At 52.6% G+C, this 17,310-nt stretch carries 16 protein-coding genes; 10 read left to right on the top strand and 6 right to left on the bottom strand.

Translation table 11 applies throughout. The features are described 5' to 3' along the window. From atpA to ATY27_RS02325, 7 genes are all read left to right on the top strand, one after another. The gene (atpA, locus tag ATY27_RS02295; protein WP_208932547.1) at nt 1-1,542 is read left to right on the top strand and encodes a F0F1 ATP synthase subunit alpha; all 1,542 of its coding nucleotides are present in this window, start codon (nt 1-3) and stop codon (nt 1,540-1,542) included. Between the two features lie 55 nt (nt 1,543-1,597). After that, on the top strand, nt 1,598-2,458 hold the full coding sequence (gene atpG, locus ATY27_RS02300) for a F0F1 ATP synthase subunit gamma (protein ID WP_208932548.1): 861 nt from the start codon (nt 1,598-1,600) through the stop codon (nt 2,456-2,458). Between the two features lie 38 nt (nt 2,459-2,496). Further along, nucleotides 2,497-3,882, top strand: coding sequence for a F0F1 ATP synthase subunit beta (atpD, locus tag ATY27_RS02305; RefSeq protein ID WP_208932549.1), 1,386 nt, complete (start codon nt 2,497-2,499; stop codon nt 3,880-3,882). Nucleotides 3,883-3,905: 23 nt separating this feature from the next. Then, nucleotides 3,906-4,322 carry a F0F1 ATP synthase subunit epsilon gene (locus ATY27_RS02310; protein WP_208932550.1) on the top strand — a complete coding sequence of 139 codons (417 nt, stop codon included), beginning with the start codon at nt 3,906-3,908 and terminating at the stop codon, nt 4,320-4,322. A gap of 119 nt (nt 4,323-4,441) precedes the next feature. Next, complete coding sequence (locus ATY27_RS02315) at nt 4,442-4,954, top strand: hypothetical protein (protein WP_208932551.1); 513 nt, start codon at nt 4,442-4,444, stop codon at nt 4,952-4,954. A 98-nt stretch (nt 4,955-5,052) separates the two neighbouring features. After that, a complete protein-coding gene (glmU, locus tag ATY27_RS02320) occupies nt 5,053-6,417 on the top strand; it encodes a bifunctional UDP-N-acetylglucosamine diphosphorylase/glucosamine-1-phosphate N-acetyltransferase GlmU (RefSeq protein ID WP_208932552.1) in 1,365 nt (454 codons plus the stop codon). Nucleotides 6,418-6,477: 60 nt separating this feature from the next. After that, the gene (locus tag ATY27_RS02325) at nt 6,478-7,368 is read left to right on the top strand and encodes a TraB/GumN family protein (protein ID WP_208932553.1); all 891 of its coding nucleotides are present in this window, start codon (nt 6,478-6,480) and stop codon (nt 7,366-7,368) included. On the opposite strand, the gene ATY27_RS02330 is transcribed toward ATY27_RS02325, so the two are convergent. Continuing rightward, nucleotides 7,331-7,549 (bottom strand): hypothetical protein, encoded by a 219-nt coding sequence (locus ATY27_RS02330; RefSeq protein WP_208932554.1) that lies wholly within the window; start codon nt 7,547-7,549, stop codon nt 7,331-7,333. The genes ATY27_RS02325 and ATY27_RS02330 overlap by 38 nt on opposite strands. A gap of 131 nt (nt 7,550-7,680) precedes the next feature. On the opposite strand from ATY27_RS02330, the gene ATY27_RS02335 reads away from it, so the two are divergent. After that, nucleotides 7,681-8,100 carry a VanZ family protein gene (locus ATY27_RS02335; RefSeq protein WP_208932555.1) on the top strand — a complete coding sequence of 140 codons (420 nt, stop codon included), beginning with the start codon at nt 7,681-7,683 and terminating at the stop codon, nt 8,098-8,100. Nucleotides 8,101-8,102: 2 nt separating this feature from the next. Here the strand turns inward: ATY27_RS02335 and ATY27_RS02340 are convergent, their stop codons facing one another. Both ATY27_RS02340 and ATY27_RS02345 read right to left on the bottom strand, forming a co-directional pair. Further along, on the bottom strand, nt 8,103-9,497 hold the full coding sequence (locus tag ATY27_RS02340) for a sigma-54 dependent transcriptional regulator (RefSeq protein WP_208932556.1): 1,395 nt from the start codon (nt 9,495-9,497) through the stop codon (nt 8,103-8,105). A 3-nt stretch (nt 9,498-9,500) separates the two neighbouring features. Further along, nucleotides 9,501-10,886 carry a sensor histidine kinase gene (locus ATY27_RS02345; protein ID WP_208932557.1) on the bottom strand — a complete coding sequence of 462 codons (1,386 nt, stop codon included), beginning with the start codon at nt 10,884-10,886 and terminating at the stop codon, nt 9,501-9,503. 312 nt (nt 10,887-11,198) lie between these two features. Here ATY27_RS02345 and ATY27_RS02350 point away from each other — a divergent pair, with 312 nt between their 5' ends. Then, the gene (locus ATY27_RS02350; RefSeq protein ID WP_208932558.1) at nt 11,199-11,705 is read left to right on the top strand and encodes a hypothetical protein; all 507 of its coding nucleotides are present in this window, start codon (nt 11,199-11,201) and stop codon (nt 11,703-11,705) included. Between the two features lie 142 nt (nt 11,706-11,847). Here the strand turns inward: ATY27_RS02350 and ATY27_RS02355 are convergent, their stop codons facing one another. Continuing rightward, nucleotides 11,848-13,692, bottom strand: a complete 1,845-nt coding sequence (locus ATY27_RS02355) for a M2 family metallopeptidase (RefSeq protein ID WP_208932559.1) — start codon at nt 13,690-13,692, stop codon at nt 11,848-11,850. 153 nt (nt 13,693-13,845) lie between these two features. Between ATY27_RS02355 and ATY27_RS02360 the strand changes: the two genes are divergently transcribed. Then, nucleotides 13,846-14,505, top strand: a complete 660-nt coding sequence (locus ATY27_RS02360) for a hypothetical protein (RefSeq protein ID WP_208932560.1) — start codon at nt 13,846-13,848, stop codon at nt 14,503-14,505. Nucleotides 14,506-14,542: 37 nt separating this feature from the next. Here the strand turns inward: ATY27_RS02360 and ATY27_RS02365 are convergent, their stop codons facing one another. After that, the gene (locus ATY27_RS02365) at nt 14,543-15,706 is read right to left on the bottom strand and encodes a PLP-dependent aspartate aminotransferase family protein (protein WP_208932561.1); all 1,164 of its coding nucleotides are present in this window, start codon (nt 15,704-15,706) and stop codon (nt 14,543-14,545) included. A gap of 134 nt (nt 15,707-15,840) precedes the next feature. Next, nucleotides 15,841-16,857 (bottom strand): 2-oxoglutarate and iron-dependent oxygenase domain-containing protein, encoded by a 1,017-nt coding sequence (locus ATY27_RS02370; RefSeq protein WP_208932562.1) that lies wholly within the window; start codon nt 16,855-16,857, stop codon nt 15,841-15,843. Nucleotides 16,858-17,310 lie beyond the last annotated feature (453 nt).

Below are 17,310 nucleotides of genomic sequence, written 5' to 3' on the forward strand. Positions count from 1 at the left end.
ATGCAACTGAATTCCACTGAAATCTCAGAACTGATCAAACAACGTATTGAACAGTTTGCAGTTGTCAGTGAAGCTCGTAACGAAGGTACTATCGTCTCTGTAACAGACGGTATCATCCGCATCAACGGTCTGGCTGACTGTATGCAAGGTGAGATGATCGAGCTTCCTGGTAATCGTTACGCTATCGCACTGAACTTAGAGCGCAGCTCAGTTGGTGCAGTAGTGATGGGTCCATATGCGGACCTGCGCGAAGGTATTAAAGTAAAAGCCACTGGCCGTATTCTGGAAGTTCCGGTCGGTCCTGGTCTGTTAGGTCGTGTGGTCAACACCCTGGGTGAACCAATCGATGGCAAAGGTCCAATTGACGCTGCTGGTTTTGCACCGGTTGAGAAAATTGCTCCAGGCGTTATCGACCGTCAATCGGTTGATCAGCCGCTGCAAACTGGTTACAAATCAGTCGACGCGATGATCCCTATCGGCCGTGGCCAGCGTGAGCTGATCATCGGTGACCGTCAGACCGGTAAAACGGCACTGGCAATTGACGCGATCATCAACCAGAAAACTACTGGCGTGAAATGTATTTATGTTTGTATCGGTCAGAAAGCATCGACCATTGCAAACGTGGTACGTAAGCTCGAAGAGCACAATGCCCTCGCCCACACTATCGTGGTCGTTGCATCTGCTTCAGAAGCTGCTGCCCTGCAATTCCTGGCGCCATACTCTGGCTGTACCATGGGTGAATACTTCCGTGACCGCGGTGAAGATGCACTGATCGTATACGATGACTTGTCAAAACAAGCCGTTGCTTACCGTCAAATCTCTCTGCTGTTACGTCGTCCACCAGGTCGTGAAGCTTACCCAGGCGACGTATTCTATTTACACAGCCGTCTGCTGGAGCGCGCATCACGCGTCAACGACAACTACGTTGAGCGTCTGACCAATGGCGAAGTGAAAGGCAAAACCGGTTCTTTGACCGCATTGCCAATCATCGAAACTCAGGCTGGTGACGTGTCTGCATTCGTTCCGACTAACGTGATTTCAATCACTGACGGTCAGATCTTCCTGGAATCAGGCCTGTTCAACGCCGGTATCCGTCCAGCAGTTAACGCTGGTATTTCGGTATCGCGGGTTGGTGGTGCTGCTCAGACTAAGATCATCAAAAAGCTCGGCGGTGGTATCCGTCTGGCGCTGGCACAATACTCAGAACTGGCTGCGTTCGCGCAGTTCGCTTCAGACCTGGACGATGCGACCCGTGCGCAGCTGGACCACGGTCAGAAAGTGACAGAACTGATGAAACAGCTGCAGTACGCGCCAATGGGCGTGGCTGATATGGGTGTTTCGATTTTTGCCATCGAGAAAGGCTTTATGAAAGACGTAGAAGTTGCCAAGATCCTGGACTTCGAAGCGGCGCTGCTGGCTTATATGCACGCAGAGCACGGCGCGTTCATGGCTGATCTGAACAAATCCGGTAACTACAACGACCAGATCGAAGCGACCATCAAAGGCGCGATTGAGAAGTTTAAAGCGACTCAGACCTGGTAACTGATGCGGGTGATGGCGACATCACCCGATACGTTGAAATTTTCGGAGATTAGTCATGGCCGGCGCAAAAGAGATAAAAAGTAAGATCGGGAGTATTAACAATACTCGTAAGATCACCAGCGCTATGGAAAAGGTTGCGGTCAGCAAAATGCGCAGAGCGCAGGAGCGGGTCGCACACAGCCGTCCATACGCTGAAGCTATGCGCAAAGTGATCGGTAATATCGCAAACGGCACTATCGAATATCGTCATCCGTATTTAACGGAGCGCGAAGTGAAAAGTGTTGGTTACATTGTGATATCTACAGACCGTGGCCTTTGCGGCGGCCTGAATACCAACGAATTTAAGCGTGTGGCACAGGACCTCAAAGCGTGGAAAGACAAAGGTGTTAAAGCTGAGTTTGCCGTAATTGGTAACAAAGCTACAGCCTTCTTCAAACGCTTCGGTGGCAAAGTGCTGGCGCAGCAGACGGGTTCAGGCGATACACCACGTTTGGCTGATGTCATTGGTTCTGTTCGTGTCATGCTGAATGCATATTCAGAAGGCAAGATCGATCGTTTATATGTGGTTTACAACAAGTTTGTGAACACCATGAAACAAGAGCCAGTGATCGAGCAACTCTTACCTTTGCCAAAAGCAGAGATGTCAGCCAGAAAACACAGTTGGGACTACATTTACGAGCCAGATCCGAAGGTCATCCTGGATCAGTTACTGGATCGTTTTATCGAGTCTCAGGTTTATCAGGGCGTTGTAGAAAACGCAGCGAGCGAGCAGGCAGCGCGGATGGTGGCAATGAAGGCCGCTACCGACAACGCCGGCAGCCTGATGGACGAACTGAAACTGGTTTACAACAAGGCACGACAGGCAGCCATTACGCAGGAACTGAGTGAAATCGTCGGCGGTGCTGCAGCTGTTTAATGCTTGGTTAACAGGTTTGAGAAATTAGAGGAATTAACATGAGTCAAGGTAAGGTAGTCCAAATCATTGGCGCCGTTGTGGATATCGATTTTCCACAAGATGCGGTACCTGGTATCTATGACGCGTTAAACGTAACAAGCGGCGATCTGGCTGGTCTGGTACTTGAAGTACAACAACAGCTGGGTGGCGGTACTGTACGTGCCATCGCGTTAGGCTCCACAGACGGTCTGCGTCGTGGTGCTGAAGTTGCCAACACTGGCAAAGCTATTCACGTCCCTGTGGGTAAAGCCACACTGGGCCGTATCATGAACGTACTGGGCGAGCCAATCGACGAAGCTGGCCCAATCGGTGAAGAAGAGCGTATGCCAATTCACCGTGCAGCACCAAGCTACGAAGACCAGGCTGCTTCTAACGCACTGTTAGAAACCGGTATCAAGGTTATCGACTTAGTCTGTCCGTTCGCCAAAGGCGGTAAAGTAGGTCTGTTCGGTGGTGCCGGTGTAGGTAAAACCGTTAACATGATGGAACTGATCCGGAACATCGCGATCGAGCACAGCGGCTACTCAGTATTCGCCGGTGTAGGTGAGCGTACCCGTGAAGGTAACGACTTCTACCACGAAATGAACGACTCCAACGTTCTGGACAAAGTTTCACTGGTTTATGGCCAGATGAACGAGCCGCCAGGAAACCGTCTGCGCGTGGCACTGACCGGTCTGACAATGGCCGAGAAGTTCCGTGACGAAGGCCGTGACGTACTGTTCTTCGTGGACAACATCTACCGTTACACGCTGGCCGGTACTGAAGTATCTGCACTGTTAGGCCGTATGCCTTCAGCAGTAGGTTACCAGCCAACGCTGGCGGAAGAGATGGGCGTTCTGCAAGAGCGTATCACTTCAACCAAAACTGGTTCTATCACGTCTATCCAGGCCGTATACGTACCTGCGGATGACTTGACTGACCCGTCACCAGCGACCACGTTCTCTCACTTAGATGCGACCGTTGTACTGAGCCGTAACATCGCTTCTCTGGGTATTTACCCGGCGATCGACCCACTGGACTCAACTTCACGTCAGCTGGACCCACTGGTGATCGGTAAAGAACACTATGAAGTGGCCCGTGGCGTGCAGTCAGTGCTGCAGCGTTACAAAGAGCTGAAAGACATCATCGCGATCCTCGGTATGGACGAACTGTCAGATGCAGACCGCACCACAGTATTCCGTGCCCGTAAGATCCAGCGTTTCCTGTCACAGCCATTCTTCGTTGCTGAAGTATTCACTGGTTCTCCAGGTAAATACGTTTCACTGAAAGATACTATCCGTGGCTTTAAAGGCATTCTGGACGGTGAGTTCGATCACATGCCAGAACAAGCCTTCTACATGGTTGGTTCTATCGACGAAGCGATCGAAAAAGCGAAGAAGCTGTAATTTTACAGCTTTAGGAGAGCGAAATGGCGATGACAGTACAGTTGGACGTGGTAAGTGCTGAAGAGCGTATCTTCTCCGGCCTTGTTGAGTCCATTCAGGTTACTGGTAGCGAAGGTGAGCTGGGTATTTTACCTGGTCACATTCCACTGCTGACTGGCATCAAGCCAGGCATGGTGCGGATCGTAAAACAGTTCGGTGAAGAGCATCTGATCTATGTAGCCGGTGGCGTACTTGAAGTACAACCGCATACAGTGACAGTGCTGGCCGATGTGGCGATCCGTGCTGAAGACCTGGACGAGCAGGCAGCGCTGGCGGCTCAGAAAAAAGCCCAGGAAGCGATGCAACATGCCGGCGCCGACTTCAACTATGCAGAAGCGGCGGCCCAATTGGCCGAAGCGATTGCCCAGTTGCGTCTGATCCAGAAACTGCGCAAAAAGTAAGTTGTTTCTTGCTGAAAAAGCCACCTTCGGGTGGCTTTTTTTTTGCCTTATATCTTTGTTAATCTGGGGTTTCAGATAGTCAGGACACTTTACCTGACGCCAGCTAAACGGAACCGCAAATGGACCCACAAAACATCAAATCAATTCATTGGGAAAAATGGACTGCAGTCAGTACTGTGGTGATGGCGTTATGCGCGCTGGTCACATCCGTCTGGCAGGGCTATTCCTTTCAGCAGCACAATAAGCTGTCATTGCGGCCTTACCTGGAATTCGAAGCAAATATGGACCCGGCTGCAGATGGTCGTACTGCATTGGTCTTGCTGGTGAATAACAACGGCCTGGGGCCTGCTGAGGTCACAAATGTCAGCATTGAAGTTGCCGGTCAGCGTCCACAGACAGCACATGGTATCTGGCCGGCACTGGGGATTGATAATACAAAGATGTGTTTTGGCGCCGGCAATGTCGCGCGGTTTTATAAAGTCGGCGACCGGCAAATGGTGATCCGTGCTGCAGATGAACCCTGTACATTAACGCAAGCACAGTTTGATCAACTGCTAAAAACACTGAAAATCACCCTGCACTACAAGTCCTTATATGGCGAAGAGTTTGTTGCTTCCTGGGCGAATGAATAGAAGCAAATTAAGGTTCTGTGCCGGCACTTTGCGCCGGCCCTGTAATTTCAGTGCTGTTCGGTTAGAATGGCGTATCAATATCAAAAGGATTGGCTCAGATGGCTTTAAATGTCGTGATCCTGGCAGCCGGTAAAGGCACCCGGATGAAATCAGCGTTACCAAAAGTACTGCATAAAGTTGCAGAGCGGCCTATGGTGCAGCATGTGATCGATACCGCCCGTCAGCTCAATGCGGCACAGATTAATCTGGTGTATGGCTATGGTGCAGACCAGCTGAAAACTGGTTTAGGCGAGCAACCATTAAACTGGGTGCTGCAAGCTGAGCAGCTGGGCACCGGTCATGCCGTACAACAGGCGCTGCCGCATGTGGCTGATGAAGACGTCGTGCTGGTGTTATACGGTGATGTGCCACTGACCCGATTAGAAACGCTGCAGCAATTACTGGCAGCACGCAGTGAACATGGTCTGGCCGTGCTGACTGTTCATCTGCAAAACCCAACCGGTTATGGCCGGATGGTGCGCGAAAACGGTAAAGTCGTTGGTATTGTTGAACAAAAAGATGCCAATGCTGAGCAGCTGAAAATCACTGAAGTGAACAGTGGCATCATGGCAGTACCAGGCAAACAGCTGAAAAGCTGGCTGGGTAAACTGCAAAATAATAACGCGCAGGGCGAATTCTATTTAACCGATATTATCGCCATGGCACATGCTGAAGGCGTAGATATCACGACAGCGCATCCGGCTAATCCGATTGAAACCGAAGGCGCGAATAACCGCGTGCAGCTGGCGCAGCTGGAACGGGCTTACCAGGCGCGTCAGGCTGAAGTGCTGATGCTGAACGGTGCAAACCTGCGTGATCCGGCGCGCATTGATGTGCGTGGCGAAGTGACAGTAGGGTCGGACGTGATGATCGACGTCAATGTCATTTTTGAAGGCAAAGTCGTGCTGGGCAATGGCGTGGTGATTGGCGCCAACTGTATTCTGAAAGACTGTACTGTTGGCGACAATACTGAGATTAAGCCCAATTCCATGGTGGAGTCATCCATTATTGGTGCCGATTGTTCAGTCGGGCCTTTTGCCCGGATCCGGCCGGATTCAGTGCTGGCCGATGACAGCCATGTCGGCAACTTCGTCGAGCTGAAGAAAACGCGTCTGGGCAAAGGCTCCAAAGCCAACCACCTGACATACCTCGGTGATGCGGTGATCGGCAGTAAAGTGAATGTCGGTGCCGGAACTATCACTTGTAACTATGACGGTGCCAACAAGTTCCAGACAACTATTGAAGACGGCGTTTTTGTCGGCTCCAACAGTTCGCTGGTGGCCCCGCTGACGCTAGGCCAAAACAGCACTGTCGGTGCTGGCTCAGTAGTGACACACGATGTTGCTGCTGACGAGTTGGTTGTCGCACGAACCAAGCAGCGGCATATCAGTGGCTGGCAACGGCCGCAGAAAATCAAAAAATAATCCCAATCAGGCCAGTCAGACTGGCCTTTTTTTCGGCGCCGCCGGAGCAGGAGCTATCCGATGTATAAACCGTTTTTAACTGGCGTTCTGCTGCTCTGTAGTCTGCTGGCCCATGCCGAAAGTTCGGTCTGGCGTGTCAGCAAAGGCACTGATCAGCTGTGGATTGGCGGCACCGTCCATCTGTTGCCGCCGGCGCAGTATCCGCTACCCGCCGAATTTAATGCTGTTTATCAACAAACGGATGTGCTGGTGTTAGAAACGGACCTCAGCAAAATGCAGGACAGCAGCAGTGCAGCTATGTTGCAGCAGTATCTGTTGTATCCGGCCGGTACAACACTCAGCAGCAAACTGACGGCAACCACCCGCCAGCAATTGCAGGCGCTGTTACAAAAACATCATCTGACGCTGCCGCAGATCGAACAGTTTAAACCGGGCATGCTGGTGACCCAGTTAACGTTACTGGAGCTGCAACAACAAGGCTTCAGTTCACCGGGCGTCGATCAGCATTTCCTGACACTGGCATTACAGCAGAACAAAACGCTGAAATATCTCGAAGCGGTGGAGTTCCAGCTGAAGTTGCTGGGTGATTTAGGCACGGGCCGGGAAGATTTGTTTTTGCAACATGCACTCAGTGATGTCGAGCAAAGTGCTGATTTGATGGATAAAACACTGCGTGCCTGGCGTGCCGGTGATCTGACTCAGGTTGAGCAGCTGGTATTAGCGCCGGTGAAGGTTGCAGACGCTCAGACTTATCAGCAAATGTTTGTCGGCCGTAATCAGGCCTGGTTACCGCAAATTCAGGCGTTGTTTGGAAATAAAGAGCAGGAACTGGTGTTAGTGGGTTTAGGTCATTTAGCGGGCTCTGACGGCCTGCTGGCTTTGCTGCAACAAGCCGGCTATCAGGTAGAAGCTGCTAAAGCTCAGTCATCACCTGACAAAACCACTGAATAGGTTGGGTCAGTAATTGTAACTGCGGTGCAGCGAAGTAACTATAGAGGCCTAGTCTGCTTTCCAGTAACAGCAACAAAGCATTGGCAAACAACATTGCCAGGATAAACAACAGAAAAACCTGGCCGGCCTGACGCCAGCCCGGTGACTGGATCAGATCTGAATTGACAGAACTTTGGGCCATGATGAATATCCTTGCGTATGTTGAATCTGAACTTTGGTCGCGTGAGTACGAAAAAAAGTTTAGGCCGAATGCGAAAATAAATCGTTTTTGTTGTGACCATCGCGCATCACTGCGGGATGACAGGGGAAAATATGCGTTGGTTACCTGCAGTCGCGTTTTTTAGTTTTCTGATTTGGGTCATAGTGGCAGCAGATTCAGGCCGGCAGAATTACTTTCTGCAATTGGCGGGATCTTTGCCTTATGGCGATAAAATTGGTCATGTGCTGTTATTTGCTGCGCTGGCTTTACTGCTGAATTTTGCTACGAAAGCCCAGCAATTGGCATTCGGCGCAGTCCGGTTATATGTCGGCGTCGTGTTGACTTTAGGCTTTGCCCTGCTGGAGGAAGGCAGTCAGCTGTTGTTTCCATCACGCAGCTTTGAACTGCTGGATATTCTGGCTGACTTACTGGGTGTGACGCTGGCAACCTTGCTAACCAAGGTTTTTTATCAGCTCAGAGCCCGTTACCGTGCGCGTCGCGCTGTGGCTGTGTTGGCTCCGACGGACGACTGAATTCAGGATCCGCCGGTTAAGCCAAACTTCTCCAGCCGGTATAAAAAGGCTTTGTACGGTAGTTGCAGCAAACGCGCGGCCTGGGCTTTATTGCCATCACAGCGCTGCAGCGCCTGCTGCAAACAACTTTTTTCCAGCGTCTCAAATGCCAGTCCTTCTGGTGGCAGGATAAAGCCGCTGGCGGGGGCTTTGCCGGCGTCTGGCTGCAAACCCGCCAGCAGTTCCTGTTCATCCTGCAACAGCACATAACGTTCAATCCGGTTGGCCAGTTCGCGGACATTGCCGGGCCAGCGGTAGCCGAGTAGTTGCTTAAGAGCTTGTTTACTGAGCGCCGGCGCCTGTTGTTGATAACGCTGCTGATGTTGCTGCAGAAAATGCTCCAGCAGCCGCGGAATATCTTCGCTGCGTTCACGCAGTGCCGGCATATGCAGCGGGACTACATTGAGCCGGTAAAACAAATCTTCGCGAAAACGCCCTTCGCGCACCGCCACGGCTAAATCCTGATGACTGGCGGCAATGATCCGCACGTTCAGTTTAATTTCCTGATGACTGCCCAGGCGGGTCACAGTGCCTTGTTGTAACAGCCGCAAGAGTTTGGCCTGTAAACTGAGGGGGAGCTCGGCGATTTCATCGAGAAACAAAGTGCCGCCTTCTGCCGCTTCAAACTTGCCGGCTTTCGCCGCGTGCGCGCCGGTAAACGCGCCTTTTTCGGCGCCAAATAATTCGGCTTCGGCCAGACTTTCCGGAATAGCGCCGCAGTTCAGCGCAATAAATGGACCTTGCCGGCGTGGTGATAACTGATGTAACGCGCGCGCCGCCAGTTCTTTACCAGTGCCACTTTCCCCGCTGATCAGCACTGTCACATCAGTACCGGAAATGCGCTGAATGCGCTGAAACAACTGCTGCATACAAGGTGCGTGACCGATGATATCCACCAGTTGTTGTTGTTCACTGAGCGCGGCACTTAATTGCTGATTTTGTTTACGCAGGCTGCGGGCGCGCAGACCTTTGCGTACCGCCAGCAACAATTCCTGTCGTTTAAATGGCTTAGCCAGATAGTCATCAGCACCAGCCTGAATAGCTTCCACCGCATGACTGACTGAGCCGTAGGCCGTCGCAATCACAAATCCGGTGGTTGGATAATGCGCTTTGCAATAATCCAGTAACTCCAGGCCACTCAGACTACCCAGCTTCCAGTCGCTGAATACCAGCGCTATGTCCGGTTGCTGCTGTAACTGCAGAATGGCTGCCGGAACGCTGTCGGCATTGCAGACACGATAGCCCTCCGCCTGCAATAACTCGGTAACCAGCTGACGTTGGCTCTGGTCATCTTCCACCACCAACAGCTGCGGTTGCTGTAACGACAAGGGTTGATGTGGCTGTTCTGAGATATTCATTGGTTAAGCCTCAATTCCAAGCCTTAACTGCGCCAATACGCCGCCTTCCGCTCTGTTTTGCAGCTGAATATCGCCCTGGTAATACATTTGTAGCAGACGCCGGGCCAGATAAAGGCCCATACCGGCACCTTCGGCTTTGCTGCTGATATGCGGCTGAAACAGACTGGCAGCGACCTCCGGACTCAGGCCCGGCCCCTGATCGCTGACCTCGAAGCAAATCTGGTTGGATCCGCGCCACAACTTCAGGCAAACAGAACCAGGCTGCGGGCTGGCCTCTACTGCATTGCTGACCAGCACATGCAGAATAAAGCGCAGTTCTGCTTCAGCCCCCAGGCAAGACAGTTCCTGCGCGTCCAGCTGCAGTTGTTGTGCCGAGAATTCCAGACAGAGGTCCTGCAGCACGGTTTTCAGCGCGACCGACGTGCTGCGGTCGACGCCCTGACAGCTGAGGGTCAGCAGGGTGGTCAGGGTACGGTTGATATGCTGCATTTTCTGTTCAATCAGCTGCTGCAATGCCGGGTCATTGCCCGGCAACTGTTCGAGCGCTAAGGCCATGGTATGAATTGGGTTACGCAGCGCATGCACCAACCCGCGGCTGATTTCCCCCAGTTCTACCAGCTGTTGCTGGCGGGCCAACTCGGCTTTTTGCTGTTGCAAGGCTGCCAGTTCAGTGCTGGCCTGATTAAACTGCTGCAGCGCCAGCCGATATTCCGCCAGTGGTGCCCGGGTATCCAGCTGAATACCGGCTTCGCCCTGACCTAAGGCACGCAAGCCGCGCACCAATTGCTGCAGCGGTTGTAACAGGCGCGCGCCAAACCACAGCAGCAACAGCAGGGCCAGCGCGGTGGACAGCGCCAGCGCCAGCAGCTGATAACTCAGGTACTGATTGATCAATTGTTGGCTGGAGCCACTGGTTTTTAATTTAAACTGGCTGACCCAATGTTGCTGCGCTGTGCCTGGTTGTTTTAATTCAGACAAGGTTTGTTCCAGCTGCAGATTTAAATCCACGTCGACTGCTGCAGCGGCTTTGCCTGCCTGATCGTCGTGCTGTTTCATTTGGACTATGGTGATGCCATTTTCCAGTTTGCGCACTTCGACCTGGCGCTCTACGGCTGGTGTGGATGGCTGTTGTGTTGCCAGTGCCTCTGTCGGCACATTGGCCTCAGTACTGAACACCTGAACCTTAGCGTCGGACGAAAACACAAACTGGTGCTGCAGCTTTTCAGCGGTGCGCGCCAGAATCAGCCGGCTTAGTGCCTGGCTTTGTTCACTGAGCTGTTGCTGTAGTTGCTGCTGAAACCACCACAGAGTCAGCGCCTGACTCAGGCCCATCAGCACAAACAGACTACAAACGCCGAGGATCAGGGCTTTGGGCAAACTAAATGACATGGATATTCCTGTTGCTGCGGCCCGGGGCAGGCCGCTGTTGGGATCTTATGGCAAATTCGATGCCAGTGCCGTTGTGCGTTTTCATTGATTAACATGCTGAAATAAAACATTTTTATAAAAAGATGTCAGCGCCTGCCACCACAGGTGGCGCAAATCAGCACTTTGATCTCCTCATTTCGGGATATTTTCCAGCACTTCGCAAGCTTCAAATTTTAAGTGCATGAAAATGAACAATAAAAATTTTGGCATCAAACTTCCTATGACTATGGGTCAGAGTCCGCCGCCGGACTCTAAATCCCAAGGAGTGAAACGATGAAAAAATCTGGCCAGTTTTTACCGAAAGTGTTACCGAAGATACTATTCCCGCTGCTGTTGTTGTCACTGACGGCCTGTGCCCAGGCCGGTGCCGTGCCTGAACCGGCTGACAAAAGCCCGGACAAAATCACTGAGAAAAAACAAACGAAGGTCCTGGTGCTGAATGACGCCGACGGCAAAACATTTAAATGGGACAGCAGCCAAAGCCCGGCAGAACTGGATAAAGCGCTGGCGGAACTGCCGGCAGAAAAACGCGATAAAATCCGCAAAATAGTCGAACACATGCAAGCCAATACACCGGGTGAACCTCATGTGCTGGTGAAAACCTTAGATGGTGATGACCTCGATGTGGACGTCAAAGTGATCACCGACAAAGTGGTGATGCATAAAATGGTCGCCGGTGAAGGCCATGAGTTTGAGCTGATTAAAAAGCTGCTGGCCAAAGGCAAGTTCAGCAAAGCACAGCTACAGGAGTTACAAAAGCAGCTCGACAGTAAATTCTGAACGGCCCTGCAGCAACGTCTGGAAAACCTGGACCTGGCGTTGTGCTGGCTAAATGCTTGTTTGATGGCCTAGAGCACCAAAAGCAAAGGGCAGCCGGCGCTGCCCTTTTTTATTTATTAGCGGATTGAAGTTTCCACCGCTATTACCAGCCGCACTGGCGGCCTTTGTTTTGTTCGTCCAGGTAACTTTGCAGCGGCGCAAAATAAGCCTGAATGGCCGAAGCGTCCATTTCCGGTTTACCGGTCAGGGTCGCTAAAGCCTCCTGCCAAGGTTTGCTCGCGCCCATTTCCAGCATCGCGTTTAATGCGGTGCCGGCTTCTTTGCTGTTATAAATCGAACAACGATGGATAGGACCTGCGTCTTTAGCGATTTCACACAGTGCTTTGTGGAACTGGAACTGCAGAATATGCGCGAGGAAATAACGGGTATAAGGCGTATTGGCCGGAACGTGGAACTTAGCGCCGGCGTCAAAGTCGGCTTCAGTGCGGGCCACTGGTGCAGACACACCCTGATATTTCTCCCGTAACTTCCACCAGGCGTCGTTATATTGCTCCGGTTTCACCTGACCGGAAAACACCTGCCAGCGCCACTGATCGACTAACAAACCAAAGGGCAGGAAGGCCACTTTATCCAGCGCCATTTTCATCAACAGGCCAATGTCTTTGGATTCGTCCGGCACTTGTTCCAGCAGGCCAATTTGTTGCAGGTACTTGGGTGTGACAGATAAAGCGATGGTGTCGCCGATGGCTTCGTGGAAACCGTCGTTGGCGCTGTCCTGATAAAACACCGGCTGATGTTTGTAGGCGCGTTGATAGAAGTTGTGTCCTAATTCATGATGGATAACTGCAAATTCTTCACCGGTTTTTTCGATACACATCTTGATGCGTAAGTCGTCTTTGGCGTCTAAATCCCAGGCGGAAGCGTGGCAAATCACGTCGCGATCACGCGGCTTCGTAAACTGCGAGCGGCTCCAGAACGTTTCTGGCAGCGGTGCAAATCCCAAAGAGGTAAAGAAGCCTTCAGCACCTTTGACCATTTTCAGCTCGTCGTAGCCTTTGTCAGCGAGCAGCTTGGTGACGTCATAACCCGGATCTGAGTTTTCCGGGGCGACTAAATCATAAATATTGCCCCAGGTTTGCGCCCACATGTTACCGAGTAAATGGGCCGGGATCGGTTTGTCCTGCGGCACTTTGTCGGTGCCATATTTCTCGCCGAGTTTGGCGCGGACGTGGCAATGCAGCGCCTGATATAGCGGCTTCACGGCGCCCCATTGTTTATCCAGTTCAGCCGCGAATGCGTCTGCATCCATATCATACTTGGAGCGCCACATCGCGCCGGTATCGGCATAACCCAGCTCTTTCGCGCCTTCGTTAGCCAGTTCTACCTGCCGCACATACAAAGGTTTCATTGGTGCTGCGGTATCGTGCCAGCCTTTCCACATTTCCAGCTGTTCATCATAACTGCGAGAACTGGCCATCACCGCCGACATTTCACCCAGTGCCATCTCTTTACCGGCAGCGTTGGTGTATTTGCCTTTGCCATACATCGCATTCAGTTTGGCGACAATCCCCGCCAATTCTTCGGTTTTCGCCGGATCTTTTGGTGCCGCTAACGTCAGCGCCAGTTTCAGCTTATCCAGCTGGCGGCGGGTGTCGGCATCAACCTGTGTGTCATTAAAGCGGGCAGCTTCATTCGCGAGCGCGACCACCGCTTCGGTCAGTTTTTTGTTGTAATCAGCGGATAGCGCTTCAGTGTCTTCGGTGATGTAAGTATTGGCGATCCAGTCGGCGCGGTTGACTTCGAGCAACAACTTGCGGGTTTGTTCTGACGCCTTTGCGACAAAAGCTTTGGCTTCTTCTGCAGTTGGCGCCGCGGCCTGTGCCGGTGCGACAGCGGCATCTGTGGCCGGTTTACTGGCCGGCTGACAACCGAGCAAAGCGCCGGCGACCAGCACTGCTATTAACGTAGGTTGGAAAGATGTTTTCATAAATGTTCCTGAGTTTTTATTATGAAGGGCCCTTGAGCCCTGCCAGTATTGGCCTGCAGGCAGGTGAAAGCAAATCTGATCAGTTGGGCAATTTTTTTCTGCGCAGACGCATGCTAATGTACTGATGCTTTTCAATAAGTTAACAGGACTTTTATGCAAGGGATCATGCGTTACAGCGGGTGTGTACTGGTTGGTATTGCTATTGGCTATGGGTTGGCACAGTGGCAGCAACCGGTCTTGTTAATGTCAGACGCGGAACATCAGGTGTCGGTACCTGTCCCTGCTGCCGTTTCGTCTGACAGTGTAGTACCGTCAACCGAAACAATCGCTGTGTCACCGCAGCCTCCGGCTGAGACTCAGCACCAACCAATAGTCGAATCACCAGCGGTATCAGAGCCGGCCCGGCAACAATCAACGCTGGATGAAAACTGGCTGGCTATTGTCGAACAGCAGTATCCCAAACGGCTGCAGCAGGATTTATCCGCGTTCCCAGATCCGGTGAAGCAGCAGATGCAGGCGTTTCAGCAAACCGAAGTGGATGCCGACTGGGCGCAGGCCACAGAGCAGCAAGTACAGGATTTATTGGTCACACAACCAGAGCTGAAGTTTTTACAGGTGGAGCGGGTGCAATGCCGACAAAATGCTTGCGAGATGTATGGCACTTCACTGAACCCTGCCGCCCTGGATGCATTGGATCGGCAGCTGCGCAAGTTCCACTCCAACAATACCAATATGATGATCATGGATCTGACCAAACCAGGCTCTGAACTGGGGAATTTCTACTTATTATTGTCCGGCATGAAAAAAGACTGAGCATCGCTCAGTCTTTATCTGCTTAGTTGCAAACAGCTCAGACCTTTGCCAGCGCCTGGGCTAAATCTGCCAGCAAATCTTCAATATCCTCGACACCAATGCTTAAGCGCACCAGGTTGTCGGTGACGTTGGCGCGGTCGCGGTCGGCCGGCGTCATCGCGGCGTGCGTGGTGCTGGCGGGGTGACAGGCCAGGCTTTCCAAATCGCCTAAACTGACGGCCTGCGCGAACAGGGTCAGGTTATCGAGCAAGCGGGCGCAGGCGTCAAAACCGCCATGGAGCTCCAGCGCCACCATGCCGCCAAAACCAGCGGCCGTATCGGCAATGGCCTGATGGCCAGGATGCGAAGGTAAACCCGGGAAATAGACTGCGGCGACTTTGGCTTGCGCGCTTAAAAATTCCGCCACCGCTCTGGCATTGTCACAATGTGCCCGCATCCGCAGTGGCAGTGTTTTCACGCCGCGTTGCAGTAAATACGCTTCTTGTGGCCCCATCGGCACGCCGATATGTTTCAGCGCGACGGTGCGCACGCGCTGGATCAGCGGACCGTTACCGGCAATGACACCAGCGATAATATCACCGTGGCCACACAGGTACTTGGTGCCGCTATGCATCACTAAATCGGCGCCGATGCTCAGTGGCTGAAACAGCGCCGGGGTCAGGAAGGTGTTGTCACAGACCGTAATAGCACCGATTTGTTTCGCCACAGCGATGATTTTGCGGCTGTCGACGACCTTGAGGGTTGGATTGGTGACCGGCTCCCACAACACCAGGCGGGTATTGGGATTGTGACGGCTGACAAAATCATCGTCCGAGCTGTAGCTGACCACTTTGACGCCGGCGCGCACTAAGGTATTGCGTAAAAACGCGTCAGTACCGCCGTAAACCGGGTCAATAAACGCGACTTCATCACCTTGTTGTGTCAGCGCGTAGACAATCGAACTGATCGCTGCCATGCCGCTGGCGACCACGATGGCTTCGTCAGCGCCTTCCAGTGCCGCCAGTTTCTGTTCCAGTGCACTTGAAGTTGGATTGGCAAAACGGCTGTAGATATAACCCGGATTTTTACCGGCAAAGCGGTCTTTACCTTCCTGCGCGGTGCCATAGCTATAAGTACTGGTCAGATAGACCGGGGTATTTAACGCGCCGGTGGACGGGTCTGGTTGTTGGCCGGCGTGCACTGCCAGCGTTTGCATTTTCATTGGGGGTACCTTGTATTCTGGGACGACCCAGCCGGGATAGATGCTGGTCAGCCTAACGAATTTAGTGGAAAAAACCGAGCCGTCCGGACGCGCAGCTTGCTTGGCGGCTGCGTCCGGCGGGCCTGTGACGACTGTTAGCTGGCTTGTGCCAGCTCCGGATAATGTCGGGCTGCGACGTCACGATGCGAGCGTAGCCGGCCTTTGAGTGTGTTATCACCGACCTGACGCAGTAGCGGATTGGCCGGATCTGTCGCCGGGCCTTGTGCCTCTGCTGCGAGCTCGGCACTCAGTGGCAGCAGCGGCACTGTGGCATCCAGCTGTGCCGCCATAAAAAATGCAACCGAGTAGCGGTCTTGTTGTTGCGGGCTGGTGACGCGGTGCGTGGTGGCTTTCAGGTAGCCATTAGACGCCATCTCCAGCAACTCGCCGATATTGACCACAAAAGCACCGGGTACCGGTTCTGCCTGCACCCAACCGTCGGCGGTTTCAACTTCAAGGCCGGCCTGTTGATCCTGCATCACAAGCGTCAGATAACCCGGGTCTTTATGCGCGCCAACGCCCTGTTTGCTGGCATTCGCAGCAGCCACAGGATAGCGGACTATTTTCATGTGCTGATACGGGCCTTCCGTGCCATTCAGACCAGCAATGGTGTGATCCAGCGCATCGGCCGGTAACGCCAGCGCTTCTAACATGGCACGTAATAAAGTGACAGTAACGTCGGTCAACTGCTGCTGAAAAGCCAGTAAAGCGGGTTTTAATGCCGGTAAGGCCGTCGGCCATTGATTCGGTCCGACTAAACGGCGCCACAGTGCGTTGCTGGTTGGGAGGCCCACGACAGCATCTTCACGCATGATGTCAAACTGCTCGCGCTGGTCCGGTTGACCACGGGTCAGCTCGCCGTTTAAGCGGGTATAACCACGAAAGTGCGGCGAGTTCAGCATCTGCACCTGGGTTTTATCGGCCAGCGGCAAGGCAAAAAATTCGCGGCCAAGCGCCAGCACCTGTTGTTGGGTTTGTTGGCTGATACCATGACCAGTCAGGTAAAAAAAGCCGACGTCCCGCGACGCAACACGCAGCTGACGTAAAAACTCCGCCCGGTGTTCGCCGTGGTATTGCGCTAAATCCAGCATAGGTAAAGTGGCTGTGGCCATGATCAACTCCGCATCTTCAGTCTGCCGCAGTATCTGTACGGCGCTCATTGCGGCGCATTTAATCAGTTGATGAAGTGTTGAAAAAGCAGCAATTGCTGCTTACTCAGATGTTTTGGTTATAACCGGATGTCTGGGTGTTTAGCGGTTTAATTAATAATCTGGTTATATGTGATAAAGCGGGGCAATACAGCGCAAGGTTGCCGTGTGGTATTTTTAAGTAATTGAAAATTAAAAATATATTTAGATGGCTCTGACATCTTTGGCATGCTCAGCGGCCAGACTTTCAGACTTCTCTATACAACCACGCCGACTTATTCAGAACAAAGTAGCATAAGCCACTGAGACGTCTTGTTATGGACTGTTGGCCGCGCGTCGGCCATAACGGGAGCACGCGCAATCCATTCGGGCGATGTTCAGCAATTTCTGCTGACAAAAAAAGGCGGGGATATCCCC

This window comes from Rheinheimera sp. F8 (genome assembly GCF_001518915.1).

Coding starts and splice junctions, on each gene's coding strand:
- atpA (WP_208932547.1), top strand. CDS start 1: ATGCAACTGAATTCCACTGAAATCTCAGAACTGATCAAACAACGTATT.
- atpG (WP_208932548.1), top strand. CDS start 1,598: ATGGCCGGCGCAAAAGAGATAAAAAGTAAGATCGGGAGTATTAACAAT.
- atpD (WP_208932549.1), top strand. CDS start 2,497: ATGAGTCAAGGTAAGGTAGTCCAAATCATTGGCGCCGTTGTGGATATC.
- ATY27_RS02310 (WP_208932550.1), top strand. CDS start 3,906: ATGGCGATGACAGTACAGTTGGACGTGGTAAGTGCTGAAGAGCGTATC.
- ATY27_RS02315 (WP_208932551.1), top strand. CDS start 4,442: ATGGACCCACAAAACATCAAATCAATTCATTGGGAAAAATGGACTGCA.
- glmU (WP_208932552.1), top strand. CDS start 5,053: ATGGCTTTAAATGTCGTGATCCTGGCAGCCGGTAAAGGCACCCGGATG.
- ATY27_RS02325 (WP_208932553.1), top strand. CDS start 6,478: ATGTATAAACCGTTTTTAACTGGCGTTCTGCTGCTCTGTAGTCTGCTG.
- ATY27_RS02330 (WP_208932554.1), bottom strand. CDS start 7,549: ATGGCCCAAAGTTCTGTCAATTCAGATCTGATCCAGTCACCGGGCTGG.
- ATY27_RS02335 (WP_208932555.1), top strand. CDS start 7,681: ATGCGTTGGTTACCTGCAGTCGCGTTTTTTAGTTTTCTGATTTGGGTC.
- ATY27_RS02340 (WP_208932556.1), bottom strand. CDS start 9,497: ATGAATATCTCAGAACAGCCACATCAACCCTTGTCGTTACAGCAACCG.
- ATY27_RS02345 (WP_208932557.1), bottom strand. CDS start 10,886: ATGTCATTTAGTTTGCCCAAAGCCCTGATCCTCGGCGTTTGTAGTCTG.
- ATY27_RS02350 (WP_208932558.1), top strand. CDS start 11,199: ATGAAAAAATCTGGCCAGTTTTTACCGAAAGTGTTACCGAAGATACTA.
- ATY27_RS02355 (WP_208932559.1), bottom strand. CDS start 13,692: ATGAAAACATCTTTCCAACCTACGTTAATAGCAGTGCTGGTCGCCGGC.
- ATY27_RS02360 (WP_208932560.1), top strand. CDS start 13,846: ATGCAAGGGATCATGCGTTACAGCGGGTGTGTACTGGTTGGTATTGCT.
- ATY27_RS02365 (WP_208932561.1), bottom strand. CDS start 15,706: ATGAAAATGCAAACGCTGGCAGTGCACGCCGGCCAACAACCAGACCCG.
- ATY27_RS02370 (WP_208932562.1), bottom strand. CDS start 16,857: ATGGCCACAGCCACTTTACCTATGCTGGATTTAGCGCAATACCACGGC.